General features: G+C 57.7%; 15 protein-coding genes. 7 read left to right on the top strand and 8 right to left on the bottom strand.

Annotated elements, in window-relative coordinates; translation table 11 throughout:
* The 5 genes from ACI2JR_RS13055 to fpr form a co-directional block, all read left to right on the top strand.
* A partial coding sequence (locus ACI2JR_RS13055) for a TGS domain-containing protein (protein ID WP_462478718.1) occupies positions 1 to 1,098 on the top strand: 1,098 nt, incomplete at its 5' end.
* 259 nt (positions 1,099 to 1,357) lie between these two features.
* The gene (gene trmH, locus ACI2JR_RS13050; protein WP_462478717.1) at positions 1,358 to 2,116 is read left to right on the top strand and encodes a tRNA (guanosine(18)-2'-O)-methyltransferase TrmH; all 759 of its coding nucleotides are present in this window, start codon (positions 1,358 to 1,360) and stop codon (positions 2,114 to 2,116) included.
* Positions 2,117 to 4,198: an ATP-dependent DNA helicase RecG gene (recG, locus tag ACI2JR_RS13045; protein ID WP_132729276.1), complete on the top strand. Its 2,082-nt coding sequence runs from the start codon at positions 2,117 to 2,119 to the stop codon at positions 4,196 to 4,198.
* Positions 4,199 to 4,251: 53 nt separating this feature from the next.
* Positions 4,252 to 5,262, top strand: coding sequence for a class II fructose-bisphosphatase (gene glpX / locus ACI2JR_RS13040; protein WP_462478716.1), 1,011 nt, complete (start codon positions 4,252 to 4,254; stop codon positions 5,260 to 5,262).
* 97 nt (positions 5,263 to 5,359) lie between these two features.
* Complete coding sequence (fpr, locus tag ACI2JR_RS13035) at positions 5,360 to 6,106, top strand: ferredoxin--NADP(+) reductase (protein ID WP_462478715.1); 747 nt, start codon at positions 5,360 to 5,362, stop codon at positions 6,104 to 6,106.
* Here the strand turns inward: fpr and ACI2JR_RS13030 are convergent, their stop codons facing one another.
* The gene (locus ACI2JR_RS13030) at positions 6,107 to 6,535 is read right to left on the bottom strand and encodes a DUF805 domain-containing protein (protein ID WP_132729273.1); all 429 of its coding nucleotides are present in this window, start codon (positions 6,533 to 6,535) and stop codon (positions 6,107 to 6,109) included. It abuts the gene before it with no gap.
* Positions 6,536 to 6,646: 111 nt separating this feature from the next.
* Here ACI2JR_RS13030 and ACI2JR_RS13025 point away from each other — a divergent pair, with 111 nt between their 5' ends.
* Positions 6,647 to 7,246: a DUF1454 family protein gene (locus ACI2JR_RS13025; RefSeq protein WP_132729272.1), complete on the top strand. Its 600-nt coding sequence runs from the start codon at positions 6,647 to 6,649 to the stop codon at positions 7,244 to 7,246.
* 109 nt (positions 7,247 to 7,355) lie between these two features.
* Entirely contained in the window at positions 7,356 to 8,123 is a 768-nt protein-coding gene (gene tpiA, locus ACI2JR_RS13020; RefSeq protein WP_132729271.1) for a triose-phosphate isomerase, read from the top strand.
* Positions 8,124 to 8,234: 111 nt separating this feature from the next.
* Here the strand turns inward: tpiA and ACI2JR_RS13015 are convergent, their stop codons facing one another.
* The 7 genes from ACI2JR_RS13015 to ACI2JR_RS12985 all read right to left on the bottom strand — a co-directional run bounded on the left by ACI2JR_RS13015 (position 8,235) and on the right by ACI2JR_RS12985 (position 15,944).
* Positions 8,235 to 9,539 carry an SLC13 family permease gene (locus tag ACI2JR_RS13015; RefSeq protein ID WP_462478714.1) on the bottom strand — a complete coding sequence of 435 codons (1,305 nt, stop codon included), beginning with the start codon at positions 9,537 to 9,539 and terminating at the stop codon, positions 8,235 to 8,237.
* 156 nt (positions 9,540 to 9,695) lie between these two features.
* On the bottom strand, positions 9,696 to 10,418 hold the full coding sequence (locus ACI2JR_RS13010) for a GntR family transcriptional regulator (protein ID WP_132729269.1): 723 nt from the start codon (positions 10,416 to 10,418) through the stop codon (positions 9,696 to 9,698).
* A 63-nt stretch (positions 10,419 to 10,481) separates the two neighbouring features.
* Positions 10,482 to 11,522: an ADP-ribosylglycohydrolase family protein gene (locus tag ACI2JR_RS13005; RefSeq protein WP_462478713.1), complete on the bottom strand. Its 1,041-nt coding sequence runs from the start codon at positions 11,520 to 11,522 to the stop codon at positions 10,482 to 10,484.
* Positions 11,523 to 11,531: 9 nt separating this feature from the next.
* Entirely contained in the window at positions 11,532 to 12,491 is a 960-nt protein-coding gene (locus tag ACI2JR_RS13000) for an aminoimidazole riboside kinase (protein WP_462478712.1), read from the bottom strand.
* A gap of 10 nt (positions 12,492 to 12,501) precedes the next feature.
* Positions 12,502 to 13,836 (bottom strand): MFS transporter, encoded by a 1,335-nt coding sequence (locus ACI2JR_RS12995; protein WP_462478711.1) that lies wholly within the window; start codon positions 13,834 to 13,836, stop codon positions 12,502 to 12,504.
* A gap of 268 nt (positions 13,837 to 14,104) precedes the next feature.
* A complete protein-coding gene (locus ACI2JR_RS12990; RefSeq protein WP_462478721.1) occupies positions 14,105 to 14,863 on the bottom strand; it encodes a CDP-diacylglycerol diphosphatase in 759 nt (252 codons plus the stop codon).
* A 91-nt stretch (positions 14,864 to 14,954) separates the two neighbouring features.
* Complete coding sequence (locus tag ACI2JR_RS12985; RefSeq protein ID WP_132729265.1) at positions 14,955 to 15,944, bottom strand: sulfate ABC transporter substrate-binding protein; 990 nt, start codon at positions 15,942 to 15,944, stop codon at positions 14,955 to 14,957.
* Positions 15,945 to 16,075: the final 131 nt, after the last annotated feature.

The raw sequence follows: 16,075 nt of genomic DNA, 5'->3' as shown, positions 1-16,075 counted from the left end.
AAAGAGCACGGCGGTGAGAGCAGCACCACGGCGCAAATCCGCGCCCAGCGCTGGATGCAGAGCCTGCTGGAACTGCAGCAAAGCGCAGGTAGCTCGTTTGAATTTATCGAGAGCGTGAAATCCGATCTGTTCCCGGATGAGATTTACGTTTTCACCCCGGAAGGGCGCATTGTCGAACTGCCTGCCGGCGCGACGCCGGTGGATTTCGCCTATGCGGTGCATACCGATATCGGCCATGCCTGCGTGGGCGCCCGCGTCGATCGCCAGCCGTATCCCCTGTCGCAGTCGCTGTCCAGCGGCCAGACGGTGGAGATTATTACCGCGCCGGGCGCCCGGCCGAATGCCGCATGGCTGAACTTTGTCGTCAGCTCGAAAGCGCGCGCCAAAATCCGCCAGCTGCTGAAAAACCTTAAGCGCGATGACTCCGTCAGCCTGGGTCGCCGTCTGCTCAACCATGCTCTGGGGGGCAGCCGCAAACTGGCGGAAATCCCGCCGGAAAGCATTCAGCGCGAACTCGAACGCATGAAGCTGGCCAGCCTTGACGATCTGCTGGCGGAAATCGGCCTCGGTAACGCGATGAGCGTGGTGGTAGCGAAAAACCTGCAGCAAGGTGAAACCGTCACCGCACCGGCGCAAGGCGCATCTTCAGGCCACGGTCATCTGCCGATTAAAGGCGCCGACGGCGTGCTGATTACCTTTGCCAAGTGCTGCCGCCCGATACCTGGCGATCCGATTATTGCCCACGTCAGCCCCGGAAAAGGCCTGGTTATTCACCATGAGTCCTGCCGTAACATCCGTGGCTATCAGAAAGAGCCAGAGAAGTTCATGGCCGTCGAGTGGGATAAAGAGACCGCCCAGGAGTTTATCACCGAAATTAAGGTGGATATGTTTAACCACCAGGGTGCGCTGGCGAATCTTACGGCAGCCATTAACACCGCCTCTTCTAATATTCAGAGCCTGAATACCGAAGAGAAAGATGGCCGAGTCTACAGTGCCTTTATCCGCCTCACGGCGCGCGACCGCGTGCATCTGGCGAATATTATGCGCAAAATTCGCGTCATGCCGGATGTGATAAAAGTCACCCGTAACCGAAACTAGTTTTATAGGCCAAAGCATTCGGGTTGCAGCGCAAAATGCATTTAGCGTGCTGAACAGCGTGTACGCTGGCCGCGAAGCGGCGAGGCGCGGCAAGCGAATGCCTCCCCTGGCGCACACAGAAGGACGTGACCGGGGTGAGTGACAAATCTGTCAGGTACAGATTTGAACACCGCGGAGCGGTGGCCCGTAAGGGTAAGGCTCATGGATCGGCCGAGTAACCAGAAGCCAACGCCGAGGCAATTTGAAGGATGAAGTGGTTATGAACCCACAGCGTTATGCGCGTATCTGTGAGATGCTCGCCAGGCGTCAGCCTGATCTGACGGTCTGCATGGAGCAGGTCCATAAACCTCATAACGTCTCTGCGGTTATTCGTACCGCAGACGCCGTTGGCGTGCATGAAGTGCACGCCATCTGGCCCAGCAGCCGCATGCACACTATGGCCTCCGCCGCCGCCGGCAGCAACAGCTGGGTACAGGTCAAAACACACCGCTCGATTGACGACGCCGTCGGCCATTTAAAGGGCCAGGGCATGCAAATCCTCGCGACCCACCTCTCAGATAAAGCCGTCGATTTTCGGGAAATAGACTACACCCGGCCCACCTGTATCCTGATGGGCCAGGAGAAAACCGGTATCACCCCGCAAGCCTTAGCCCTGGCCGACCAGGACATCATCATTCCGATGATTGGCATGGTGCAGTCGCTTAACGTCTCCGTCGCCTCCGCCCTGATTCTGTACGAAGCCCAGCGCCAGCGGCAAAACGCCGGCATGTATGCGCGCGAGAACAGCATGCTGGCGAAAGAAGAACAGCAGCGCCTGCTGTTTGAAGGCGGTTATCCGGTGCTGGCGAGGGTGGCAAAACAAAAAGGTCTGCCCTATCCGTACGTGAACGCCGAGGGCGAAGTCGAAGCCGATGACGCATGGTGGGCAACCATGCAGGCATCCGGCTCAGCGCAGCACACCGCCCGCGGCGGCGCAGGAGCGAGTCGCCAAAGATGCAGCCTGCAGGATGAAGAGTAAATGGCAGGCCGCCTGTTAGATGCAGTCCCGCTCAACTCGCTAACCGGCGTAGGGGCGGCGCAAAGCAACAAACTGGCGAAAATCGGCCTGCATACCGTGCAGGATCTGCTGCTGCACCTGCCGTTACGCTACGAAGACCGTACCCATCTTTATCAGATCGGCGAACTGCTGCCGGGCGTCTACGCCACGGTAGAAGGCGAAGTCCTCAGCAGCAACATCACCTTCGGCGGCCGCCGGATGATGACCTGTCAGATCAGCGACGGTTCCGGCATTCTCACCATGCGTTTTTTCAACTTCAACGCCGCCATGAAGAACAGCCTGGCGACCGGCCGGCGCGTGCTGGCCTACGGAGAAGCCAAACGCGGCAAATACGGCGCGGAGATGATTCACCCGGAGTACCGCGTACAGGGCGATATGAGTACGCCTGAGCTGCAGGAGACGCTGACGCCGGTCTACCCGACCACCGAAGGTATTAAGCAGGCGACGCTGCGTAAGCTGACCGATCGGGCGCTGGAGCTACTGGACACCTGCGCCATCGCCGAGCTGCTGCCACCCGAACTGGCGCAGGGGATGATGAGCCTGCCGGAGGCGCTGCGCACCCTGCATCGCCCGCCGCCGTCGCTGCAGCTTAGCGATCTCGAAAGCGGCAAACATCCGGCGCAACAACGCTTAATTCTTGAAGAACTGCTGGCGCATAACCTAAGCATGCTGGCGCTCCGCGCGGGCGCCCAGCGCTACCACGCCCTGGCGCTCAGCGCTAACGAGACGTTAAAAAACCAGCTGCTGGCCTCCCTGCCCTTTCAACCGACCGGCGCTCAGCAGCGGGTCACCGCCGAGATTGAACGCGATATGGCGCTCGATGTGCCGATGATGCGCCTGGTGCAGGGCGACGTCGGCTCCGGCAAGACGCTGGTTGCCGCCCTCGCCGCGCTACGGGCGATAGCGCACGGCAAACAGGTGGCGCTGATGGCGCCGACTGAACTGCTGGCGGAACAGCATGCCAATAACTTCCGCCACTGGTTCGCGCCGTTGGGGATTGAAGTCGGCTGGCTGGCGGGCAAACAAAAAGGCAAAGCGCGGCAGGCCCAACAGGAGGCGATCGCCAGCGGTCAGGTACAGATGATCGTCGGCACCCACGCCATTTTCCAGGAACAGGTGCAGTTCAACGGCCTGGCGCTGGTCATTATCGATGAGCAGCACCGCTTCGGCGTTCATCAGCGGCTGGCGCTATGGGAAAAGGGTCAGCAGCAGGGCTTCCATCCCCATCAGTTGATTATGACCGCCACGCCGATTCCGCGAACCCTGGCGATGACCGCCTACGCCGACCTCGATACGTCGGTTATCGACGAGCTCCCGCCGGGCCGTACCCCGGTCACTACGGTCGCCATCCCCGATACCCGGCGCCACGATATTATCGATCGGGTGCGTCATGCCTGCACTCAGGAAGGGCGCCAGGCCTACTGGGTCTGCACGCTGATTGAAGAGTCCGACCTGCTGGAAGCACAGGCGGCGGAAGCAACGTGGGAAGAACTCAAGCTGGCGCTGCCGGAGCTAAACATCGGCCTGGTGCATGGCCGGATGAAACCGGCAGATAAGCAGGCGGTGATGCAGGCCTTTAAGCAGGGCGAACTGCATCTGCTGATTGCGACGACGGTGATCGAGGTCGGGGTGGATGTTCCCAACGCCAGCCTGATGATTATCGAAAATCCGGAACGTCTGGGACTGGCGCAGCTGCACCAGCTCAGAGGGCGCGTCGGGCGCGGCGCGGTGGCCTCCCACTGCGTGCTACTCTATAAATCACCGCTGTCGAAGACGGCGCAGAAACGCCTGCAGGTCCTGCGCGATAGCAATGATGGTTTCGTCATTGCCCAGAAAGACCTGGAAATCCGCGGCCCCGGCGAGCTGCTCGGTACCCGGCAGACCGGTAGCGCCGAGTTTAAAGTCGCTGACCTGCTGCGCGATCAGGCGCTGATCCCGGACGTTCAGCGCATCGCCCGCCATATTCATGAACGCTACCCTCAGCAGGCTCAGGCGCTCATTGAGCGCTGGATGCCGGAAACCGAACGCTATTCCAACGCGTAGGGAGAGCGGCAACGCCCCCGCTGCGCGCAATTTTTCATCACAACGAGTGGATTATGAAACGAGAACTGGCCATCGAATTTTCGCGTGTGACCGAAGCGGCCGCCCTCGCGGGCTATAAATGGCTGGGCCGTGGCGATAAGAATACCGCCGACGGCGCAGCAGTCAACGCCATGCGTATTATGCTCAACCTGATTAATATCGACGGCACCATCGTCATTGGCGAAGGTGAAATCGACGAAGCGCCCATGCTCTATATTGGTGAGAGGGTAGGCACCGGCATGGGTGACGCTGTCGATATCGCCGTTGATCCCATCGAAGGAACGCGCATGACCGCCATGGGCCAGGCCAATGCGCTGGCGGTGATGGCGGTGGGCGATAAAGGTTGCTTCCTGAACGCCCCGGATATGTACATGGAAAAACTGATTGTCGGCCCAGGGGCAAAAGGGGCCATTGACCTCAACCTGCCGCTGGCGGAAAACCTGCGCAATATCGCCAACGCGTTGAACAAACCGCTGACCGAGCTGACCGTGACCATTCTGGCCAAGCCGCGCCATGATGCGGTGATTGCCGATCTGCAGCAGCTAGGCGTACGCGTCTTTGCCATTCCGGACGGCGACGTGGCGGCGTCGATCCTGACCTGTATGCCGGATAGTGAAGTCGACGTCCTGTACGGTATCGGCGGCGCGCCGGAAGGCGTCGTCTCCGCGGCGGTCATTCGGGCGCTGGACGGCGATATGCACGGCCGCCTGCTGGCCCGTCACGCTGTCAAAGGCGATAGCGCCGAAAACCGTCGCATCGGTGAGAACGAACTGGCACGCTGCAAAGAGATGGGGATCGAAGCGGGTAAAGTCCTGCGTCTGGACGAGATGGCGCGCAGTGATAACGTGGTGTTCTCCGCCACCGGCATCACCAAAGGCGATCTGCTGGATGGCATCACCCGCAAAGGGAATATGGCCACCACCGAGACGCTGCTAATCCGCGGGAAATCCCGCACCATTCGCCGGATCCAGTCCATTCATTATCTCGATCGTAAAGACCCGGACATCCAACGCCACATTCTGTGAAATATTTGATCAATAGAGCTTTCCAGCCCCGTTGGGCTGGAAATCTTCGCCGTCTGCAACGAAGATAGGGCTACGTTTCGCGCAACGGGAGAAGAATATGGCGGACTGGGTTAGCGGCAAAGTAACAAAAGTAGAGTTCTGGACCGATGCGCTGTTCAGCTTGTACGTACACGCGCCTGTGCATCCGTTTACCGCCGGGCAATTTACCAAGCTCGGGCTGGAAATCGACGGCGAACGCGTACAGCGCGCCTATTCCTATGTTAACGCCCCCGGTAATCCCGACCTGGAGTTCTATCTGGTCACCGTCCCTGAAGGTAAACTCAGCCCGCGCCTGGCAGCGCTCAAGCCGGGGGATGAAGTTCAGCTGGTCAGCGAAGCCGCAGGCTTCTTCGTGCTGGAAGAGGTGCCGGATTGCGAAACGCTGTGGATGCTGGCCACCGGCACCGCGCTCGGCCCGTATCTGTCCATTCTCCAGGAAGGTCAGGATCTTGCGCGCTTTAAGAACCTGGTGCTGGTCCATGCCGCACGCTATGAGGCCGATTTAAGCTACCTGCCGTTGATGCGCGAATTAGAACAGCGCTATGGCGGAAAGCTGCGGATTCAGACCGTTGTGAGCCGCGAAACCGCCGCCGGTTCGCTGACCGGGCGGATTCCGTTTCTGATCGAGACCGGCGCGCTGGAAGAGGCGGTTGGCCTGCCGATGAACGCCGACAATAGCCACGTGATGCTTTGCGGTAACCCGCAGATGGTGCGCGATACCCAGCAGCTGCTCAAAGAGACCCGGCAGATGACCAAACATCTGCGCCGCCGGCCGGGCCACATGACGGCCGAACAATACTGGTGATCAGGAGGCCGCCCTCCAGCGAACATCCTGCGTCTCTTTGCCAAATTTATTCTCGCCCCGGGTGCCGACAAACGCGCCCAGGTCGATGAGCATCATGACGATAATCAGCGTCGGCACAAAGCGCCCGACTCCCCACTGCCAGACCCCCGGCAGTATTGACCAGTTCCCGGCCAGCAGCATCCACGCCAGAATCATCAGCAGCGCCCATAGCCCCGACCTGCCGCGGTCGTGCAGACGTTTGACGGTGACCGCCGCCGTCGGCCACAGCAGGCATACCAGAATAAAAGCGGCGGTCTGCACGTTGAGCAAATTCGTACCGGCCAGGGTAAACAGCGCGCCCATGGCAAGGATCCAGATCCCGATCCAAATCCAGAAATCACGGCGCCCGATACGCCCTTTAATTGAGAACATCCACTGCTGTAGGGTCATCTTTTATTCCTTAGCGTCATCATGCGGATAGTTTACCCTGGAGCCGTCACTTTTTGACAAGCGCGACGGTTCCCGTTTTAATCGTCAGCAGGCAAAAAAAGGAAGATTGGCATGAAGACGTGGGCAACGGTATGTTTGATTGGGCTGACAGCGCTATCTGTCGGCCCGAAGGCGTTGTCCGCCGAACCTGACTCCGCCGCGACCGCCCCCTATCTGCTGGCAGGCGCGCCGACCTTTGACATCTCCATCAGCGAGTTTCGCGAGAAATTCAACGCCGATAATCCGAAGCTCCAGCTGAATGAATTTCGCGCGATCGCCTCCAGCCGCGATCGGGCGAACCTGACGCGCGCGGCAAGCAAAATTAATGAGAACCTCTACGCCTCCACCGCGCTGGAGCGCGGCACGCTCAAAATAAAATCGATGCAGATAACCTGGCTGCCTATTCAGGGGCCAGAGCAGAAAGCGGCCAGGAACAAAGCACAGGAGTATATGAGCGCCGTATTACGCGCGTTCGTCCCCACCTTTAGCGCGGCGCAGAGCCAGCAAAAACTGCAAAAAATGCTCGCCGCCGGAAAGGGCAAACGCTACTTCTCGGAAACGGAAGGCGCAATCCGCTATGTCGTCGCGGACAACGGCGAAAAGGGGCTGACCTTCGCTGTTGAACCGATTAAGCTGGCGCTATCTGAAACGCTGGAGAGCAATAATAAATGACAAAAAGCAAAGCCTTTCCAACGATGAATCTCTATACTGTTTGACAGACCATGCTGCCCTGACGGGCGGCTATATTCCTTAATTCGCTTAAGTAGCGTGGAGAATTAAAATGCGACATCCTTTAGTGATGGGTAACTGGAAACTGAACGGCAGCCGCCACATGGTAAACGAACTGGTTGCGAACCTGCGTACCGAGCTGGCTGGCGTTTCTGGCTGTGCCGTTGCAATCGCTCCGCCAGAAATGTACATCGACCTGGCTAAGCATGCTGCGGAAGGTAGCCACATTCACCTGGGCGCGCAGAACGTTGACCTGAACCTGTCCGGCGCATTCACCGGTGAAACCTCTGCTCAGATGCTGAAAGATGTCGGTGCTGAATACATCATCATCGGTCACTCAGAGCGTCGTACTTACCACAAAGAATCTGACGAGCTCATCGCGAAGAAATTCGCCGTCCTGAAAGAACAGGGTCTGATTCCGGTTCTGTGCATCGGTGAAACCGAAGCAGAAAACGAAGCGGGCAAAACGGAAGAAGTTTGCGCACGTCAGATCGACGCCGTCCTGAAAACCCAGGGCGCAGCGGCATTCGAAGGCGTGGTCATCGCTTACGAACCGGTATGGGCAATTGGCACCGGCAAATCCGCCACCCCGGCTCAGGCTCAGGCTGTACACAAATTCATCCGTGACCACATCGCTAAAGCCGACGCCAAAGTGGCTGAGCAGGTGATCATCCAGTACGGCGGCTCCGTTAACGCCTCCAACGCCGCAGAGCTGTTCACCCAGCCGGACATCGACGGCGCGCTGGTTGGCGGCGCATCCCTGAAAGCTGACGCTTTCGCGGTGATCGTTAAAGCGGCCGAAGCGGCGAAAAAAGCGTAACGTTCGATAGCCCCCCCCCCGGCGGCGCTCCGCCTACCGGGGTACGGGAAAGTGCAATACGCATAGCCCGGAGGAGACGCGCCAGCGCCGCCTCCGGGTTTTCTTATTCCGCTACAGTTTCCCCAGCGCCTGATACCACATATAGTCCAGCGGCAACAGCAGCAGATAGCTGACCGCCGCCAGCGCAATGCACAGCAACATCCCGGCCCGCGCAGGCACTTTCCCCAGCGCCATCGCCACCACAATCGGCGACGCCTGATACGGCAGCAGCGGCGTTGAGTAGCCCAATACCTGAATCATAATCACGCTTAACAGCGGGAAGCCGGTTGCATCGGAAAAACTCTGCGCAAAAGTGGTGTACAGCGCGGGTACGCCGTTGGCGGTCATAATAAAGTTCAGGGCGCTGGTAATACCGGTGAGCGCCAGGAAACTGGTAAATGGGCTCTCCTTATCAAGCGGCATGACCTGCAGCAACGCATTGCCGACCACTTCGCCGATCCCCGTTTGGGTGACGGTAATCGCCAGCCCAAGGATCCCGGCGACGTAAATGCAGGTGCGTATATTCACCCCGCTGGAGAACTCCTCCCCGCTGATAAACCCGACCCGCGGCAGCAGCGTCACCACCGCCGCGGCCAGCCCCGTCCAGGCGGGGCCAATGCCGTGCCAGCTCTCGCTCACCCACAGAGTCAGCACGACCGCCAGCAGCCAGGCCAGACGCTTCTCATCCCGGCTCATCGGCGGTAACGGCGTCAGATCGCGCGGTGGACGGGGTTTCCCCGGGAACAGCCAGCAGATCAGCGCGATTAATACCGCGCCCTTCAGCCAGCCCAGTACCGGCGTGTGCAGCAGCAAATAGGGGAGATAGTTGAGGTGAATCCCGTACGACCCTTCGGCCGCGCCGCTCATCACCAGGTTCGGGACGTTGGCCGGCAGAATAGTCGCCGATAGCTGGAAGGTACCAAAACCCACCGCCAGCGCCAGCCCGTACCAGGAACGCGTGCCGTCTTCGATACCGGCCCGTTTCGCCATCGCCGCCACGATCGGCATCAACAACGCGATGCGCCCCATATTGGACGGCATCACGAAGGCCAGCGCATAGCTCAGCAGCACGACGCTGCCGACCATCAGCGGCCAGGAGTCCGTCAGCCGGGCCGATAACGCCCGTGCCGCTCTGTCCGCCAGCCCGGTTTTGCGGATCGCAATACCGAGGACAAAACCACTGAACACCAGCCAGAACGCCGAGGAGGCGAAACCGCCAAAGATCACCTCCGGCGGCGCGATTTTAGCCATCATCGCCGCGGCAAAAAACAACAGCGCCGTCATAAACTCCGGCAGTAGCGAGGTCGCCCATAGCAGAATAGTGATTGCGACAATCAGCGAGGGAAGGAACAGAGGGTGAGAAAACCAGAGCGACATACCTGTCTCCTGTCGTTTTTTTCAGCAAGAATACGACGGTTGTTCCGGCAGGTAAACGCCAGATAGGGTAGGTCTTTTAGGTATTCCGGATCGCGCTACCGGTGAGACTGTCCGGCCGACGGAAGATCCGGACGAACGTCACACTACGCCGCCAGGTCAATGATAATGAATTTCGCCAAAATACTCGGACAGGACGTAGTAACGGCAATACTCGAACGGGATATCGCGCCCGGCCTGAAAAGTCTGTCTGGCGACGGAGAGCAGCGGCTTGTTGGCAGCAATCTGCAATTTCTCACACAGTTCTGCAGACGGTAAAACCGCCTCTACTTTTTCAATCGCGGAGTCGCTGGTAACGTTCAGCAAGGAGTAGAGCGACGTGTGCGCCAGCGCTTCTGCCGTTAATTCGAGGCCCGGGAAGAAACTCAGGTCGAGATAGATCTTCTCATGGTTAAAAGGGCGGTTGTTCAGATAGCGAATACGCGAAATGTACAGATAATGGTGATGCGCCGGCAGGCTGAGCCCATCCGCATGCGCATCGCGCGCCCGGCGCGGAACGATCTCCAGCACCCGGTTTTCAATCGCAATACTGGCATCCTGCAAATCTCGGGTGATGCCGCGAAAAGTGTGCCCATAGTTGACCCCCTCCGGCACCGTACACACTATCGAGCCGCTACCGCGTTGCGATGAGATAATGCCCGCGTTAATCAGTTCACTCCAGGCCTGCTTAACCACGATCAGTGAAACGTTATACGCCCTGGCAATCTCTTTTTGCGTAGGCAGCTGGCTACCCACCGGCAAAGCGCCATTCTGGATCTGCTGACAGAGGATAAAAAACAATTGCTTATAAAGCGGAGTAAAGCTCGTTTTATCAACCTGCAAACTACGCACCTCACGTCTTCGCCAGCAGGGGACGGTTCGCCGTCCCCGGCAGGGTGAAAAACGCTACCCTGCGATTTGCCTGGCCAGTTCTGCCAAATCGAAATGATTCATCCGATCCACGGTCGTTAAATAATCGGCTGGAAAAGCGTTTACACCATGGAATGCGCCGGAGATCGCCCCAACCATGGTCGCGACGGTATCGGTATCGTTGCCAACATTAACGGCGGAAATAATAGCATCTACGGCAGAATCCGGACAACACGCGAACAGACCAAAGGCCGCCGGTACGGCTTCGCTGACGTGCAGGCCGGAACCAATAATATCCGCAATTTCCACAATCGCGGTTTCCCAGTGACGGTGCCGCTTACCGATATCAACCGCCAGTTCGATTCGCCGCGCGACGGAAGGGCCGGCGACCATCATCGCCCCCCGCTCCCGGGCGAGCAGGAGCCCTCTCTGCGCCCCATAAACCCCCGCGGCAATAATGCTATCCGCATCGGTCTGCATCTTTAAGGCTTCACTGGTCGCCGCCGCCATCGCCGCCGCGCCGGACATCGCCAGCACGTTATTGTGCGTAAATCGGCAAATCTGCAGCGCGCAGTCAATCGCCGCGTCGATATCGCCGGGATGCAGCACGGCCGCCGGCCAAATCTTCATCGCGGCGCCGTTGGTCGCCTCCGCATTGCCCTTGTTGATAATCTGTACTGACTGTTTTTCGCCTTCCAGCTCGCCCTGTAGCGATGCGCGATTATCGTTAAATATCGCTTTCATCGCCGCACGCGTCGTCGGGCCAGTGAAATTGGCATAGAAAGGGTAATCCAGCCAGCGCTGGAAGGCTTCACGCATCGCCTCGTCGCTCACCTGACGCTGGTGGCGTAGCAGCGCATCCATGATGTACTTTGCCTGGATAAAATCATCGGTACACATGCCCGCTTCGTTGCAACGACCAAAGGTATCGGCCGGGGGTTTCTGAAAGGTCGTTACCCATCCGCCAAAGTAGTCTTTGATTTGCTGTTGGGTACGGACTTCCGTTGCCGCCCCCATCGCGTCGGCGGCGGCGGCGCCAACCAGACACCCCAGTATTTTATGTTGATCGATGTACATGATGACTCCTTATTTCACGGTCATGGCTTGCGCCAGCGTATGGCTGGCCAAAAAAGTGTGTAACTGGTCGGAAAACGGCAGGGCGGTCATGGCCCCTTTCGCCGTCACCGCCATCGCGCCGCAGGCGTTGGCACGATTGACGGCCTCTGCCAGCAGAGCATGGTTCCAGACGTTGCTTTGCGAGAGCGAGGAGAGCAGCCCGCCGACAAAGGCGTCGCCTGCCCCGGTGGTGTCAACGACGTCAACTTTCGGCGCGGGGAAGCTGCGTTCACCCTGGGCATCGATCAACAGCGCGCCATCCGCGCCCAATGAAATGATGGTGGTTGCACAACCCAGATCGCGCAGGTAGTAACGGGCATCCTGCCAGCGACGGGCTCCACTCAGCTGGCAGAGTTCATCGGCGGAGACTTTGCAGATAGACGCAAGGGCGGCGGATTGGGCGATAAGCCCCGGGATTTCGCCCGAATCCCGCCACATCTTGCTACGTAAATTGACATCAAACAGGACGTATCCGCCGGCTTCGCGCATCCGTCTGGCCCCCTCCAGGCACGCTTCACGAGCGGGGCTGTCCGTCAGGCCAATCGAACTGAAGTAAAACCACTCATGGGCGCGAAATTGCGGCAGGTCCCGCGGCGAGACAAACGTATCGGCGCCGGGATGCACCAGATAGGTAAAGCTGCGCTCCCCTTCAGCAGTCAGGTTAACAATCAGCACTGCGCTGGTCAGCGCGGCATCCAGCCGCAAAAAGGAGACATCGACGCCGTTATCCTGAAATACCTGACGCAAAAAACGCCCGGCCTCATCGTCCCCCAGACAGCCGATAAAACCGCAGTCTCCTCCCAGCCTGGCCACGCAGACCCCAACGTTCGCCGATGCGCCGCCGGGACATTTCAGGTAGCTATCCGGCGTTTCCGCCACCAGGTCCACGGACGCATCGCCGATCGCCCAAACTTTGTTCATGGCGCACATTTTCGTCTCCTTATGCCTGACGCTCGGTCAGCGCACTCTGGATATCACGATAATAGTTGTTATTAATCAGATATTTTTTCATCAGAAGGCCGACGATCAGATGGAGCAATGCCGGAATTAACGTCATCATCAGCGCGATACCGGTTAACGAACGCACGCTTTGTTCAACATCGGCCTGGTAACCGAAATGGCTCAGCAGGAAACCCAGTATGCCGCCTGCGACCCCCATACCGAATTTCTGGAAAAAGAGAATGCCGCCAAAAGCGAGACCAGAAACGCGGATCCCGGTTTTCTGTTCACCGTAATCCACGGCTTCGGCGATAGAGGACCAGAACACCGGCATTTGCATGTCGCAGAAAAAATTGATGAGGAAGTAGAACGCGAACGCCAGCGCGAGGTTTTCCCGCCCGACGAAGAAATACATCAGGGTGCTCAGGACAAAGGTGATCAGCTGGGTATAGCGGAACAGCTTAATTTTGTCCCAGAACCGGGTCAGCCAGGTGGTCGCCACCATAGCTAAAATCGACGCAACAACGCCCGTGGTCAGGAATGGTGAAATCAGACTATCCCCGCCGTTCAGGAAGTACTTGGCGTAATATGCCGCGACGGAGCCGCGAATGACGTAGCCGCACATCAGCAGCAAAATCACCATGCCGAGGATAATCCACTGATCGTTACGCAACAGATACTTAAATTGCTGGCCGAGCGGCAGGGCGGTAATTTCCGGTTCACTTCGCTCGCGGGTCGTCAGAAAACAGAAGATAAACAGCAGCGACCCCATCGCCCCCATCAATCCCATGGAAAGCTGATACCCCATCGCCTTATTGCCCTGCCCCAGCCACACCGCCAGCATCGGAACCACAATCGTGACCAGGAATGCGGCGATTTTAGTCATGACGAACCGGTAGCCGTTTGCGCTTAGCCGTTCGACAGGATCCGGGGTAATGACGCCAATCATCGAAATATAGGGAATGGTAATGGCGGTATAAATCAGGGTCATCAAAATATAGGTACCATACGCCCACGCCAGCTTGGCCAGATAAACCATATCAGGGGTGATAAACATCAGGTAAACGGCGAAACCAAAAGGGATGGCGAACCACAGTAGCCACGGACGATAGCGTCCCCAGCGCGTGTTCAGTTTATCGGTAAGTACCCCCATCGCCGGATCGATAACGGCATCGATCATCCGTACAACCACAAACAAGACGCCGACATCTGCCGCGCTGAGGCCATAAATATCGGTATAGAAATAAGCGAGGAGCAGCTGCATGGCGATAATCACAACGTTTATCGCCATATCCCCTGCGCCGAAGCCGATTTTTTCCACGATAGAAAGTTTCATGTTGATATTCCTTTACGCTATTAAGCGCAAATCTGACAAACAATTAATGATGTCACTACGTGAAATAAAAACGTTTTTATGGATAAGTCATCGGCCAGGTAGCCGGTGATGACTATGGGGAGAGTGTAACGAGATCCAAAAAGATATAAAGGTATACCTTTATATCTTTTGATCGAATTCACATTAATTTTACATACGGATCCTCACCCTTGATCAAACAAGGATGAGAATCAACAAGATAGCAGCAGGAGAGCCGATGGAAGGGAAACTAGCGTTGTGTCAGGATCGCGCACCGATGGTCCTGAATCTCTTCTGCTGAGGCGCGATTCAAAACCAACAGGTTACGTTCGGTCGCCAGCAAAACCAGCGAACCATCGCTCTGCTGCGCCATCGCCAGCGCAAAGCGCCCCATATGCTCACGCGCGTCCGGCACCTCTTCCGCCAGCATCAGGAACGGGCTGCGCTGCGCCAGCTCGGCTTCGGTAACCCGACGGGCCAGATATTCATGGCCGAGCAGGCCGCCGGGAAGCGGCAGCCAGCGGCTGCTGATCGCCGCGGCATGGCTGTCCAGCTGCGCGCGCACATCTTCGCGTAAGCAGGAAATATGAATATGGAAATGGTTTTGCGTACGCCCGGTCCGGGAGTTAATCGCTAGCGAGACGGCATTATCCGGTATTGGCGAACCGCGGCGTTGGCTCAGGATTTCGCGCCCTTGCCAGGCCTGCCAGAAAAAGTTTGCCGTCAACGGGTTTAGCAGCAGAGGACTTTCGGTACCGTTAATCCGCCAGGTCGGCATCAGTAAATACTGTAATGGCCCGTTGCGATCTTTAAACAGCACGTAGCCGCCCTGCAGATTCACCTCGGCGCATGGCGAGGGAGTTTGATGCTGCTGTTGATTGGGAACACACTGCTGCAAAACAATCTGCCGCAAAGCGTCAGGATTACCGGAATGCAGCCAGTACCCGCCGCCCGCCGCCGCCAGCGCGAGCACCAGCAGCAGCCATACAAGGGATTTTACTCTTCTCATCATCTTTTCCTGTCGAACCAGAAACGGAAGAGTAGCGTAATTTGATGACTAAAAGAAAACGCCCGGTTGTTTAACCGGGCGTTCAGGGAGATTAACGCTGACTGATTTGATCGAAGGTGCCGCCGTTCGAGAAGTGGTCTTTCTGGGCTTTGGTCCAGCCGCCGAACTCCTGGTCGATGGTAAACAGCTTCAGTTTCGGGAATTCATCGGCATATTTCTTCGCCACTGCCGGGTCACGTGGACGATAGAAGTTCTTCGCCGCGATCTCCTGGCCTTCCGGCGAGTAGAGATACTTCAGGTAGGCTTCAGCCACCTGACGGGTGCCTTTTTTGTCGACCACTTTATCCACTACGGAGACGGTCGGTTCGGCAAGAATCGATTCGCTCGGCGTGACGATTTCAAACTTATCTTTGCCCAGCTCATTAGCCGCCAGCAGCGCTTCGTTTTCCCACGCAATCAGCACGTCGCCGATGCCGCGCTCAACAAAGGTGTTGGTCGCGCCGCGCGCGCCGGAGTCCAGCACTTCCACGTTTTTATACAACGCCTTCACAAACTCCTGGGCCTTAGCCTGGTCGCCGTTATTCTGGTGCAGCGCGTAGCCCCAGGCCGCCAGGTAGTTCCAGCGCGCGCCGCCGGAGCTTTTCGGGTTCGGCGTAATGATCGACACACCCGGTTTAATCAGGTCGTTCCAGTCATGAATTTGCTTCGGGTTGCCTTTACGCACGAGGAACACGATGGTCGAGGTATACGGCGCGGAGTTATCCGGCAGGCGTTTCAGCCAGTTTTTATCAATACGACCGCGTTCAGCAATCGCATCAACATCGTAGGCCAGCGCCAGCGTCACCACATCGGCTTCGATACCGTTAATCACCGACGTCGCCTGCTTGCCGGAGCCGCCATGCGACTGACGGATCACCACGTTGTCGCCGGTCTCTTGTTTCCAGTGCGCGCTGAAGGCTTTGTTGTACTGTTCGTACAGCTCGCGCGTTGGATCATAAGATACGTTTAATAACTGAATGTCTTTTGCCAGAACGCTGGCGGATGCCAGCAACAGAGTTAACCCAACGCCCCACTTATTCATCGCACCGCTCTCTTTATGTCGTGTTGTGATGCGTTAAGCGTGCCAGAAAGCGATTCAATGATTAAAGAATAAAAAAAGATTGGCTATAACTTGTGAGTATATAAGAAGGGGGTAAGGCGACCCTCCCCCGA

Origin of the sequence: Klebsiella sp. NPDC088457, assembly GCF_044900465.1 — a bacterium.
Taxonomy (GTDB): Bacteria; Pseudomonadota; Gammaproteobacteria; order Enterobacterales; family Enterobacteriaceae; genus Klebsiella.
The sequence above is the reverse complement of the archived record's forward strand: the minus strand, read 5'-3'. Positions and strand labels throughout refer to the sequence as shown.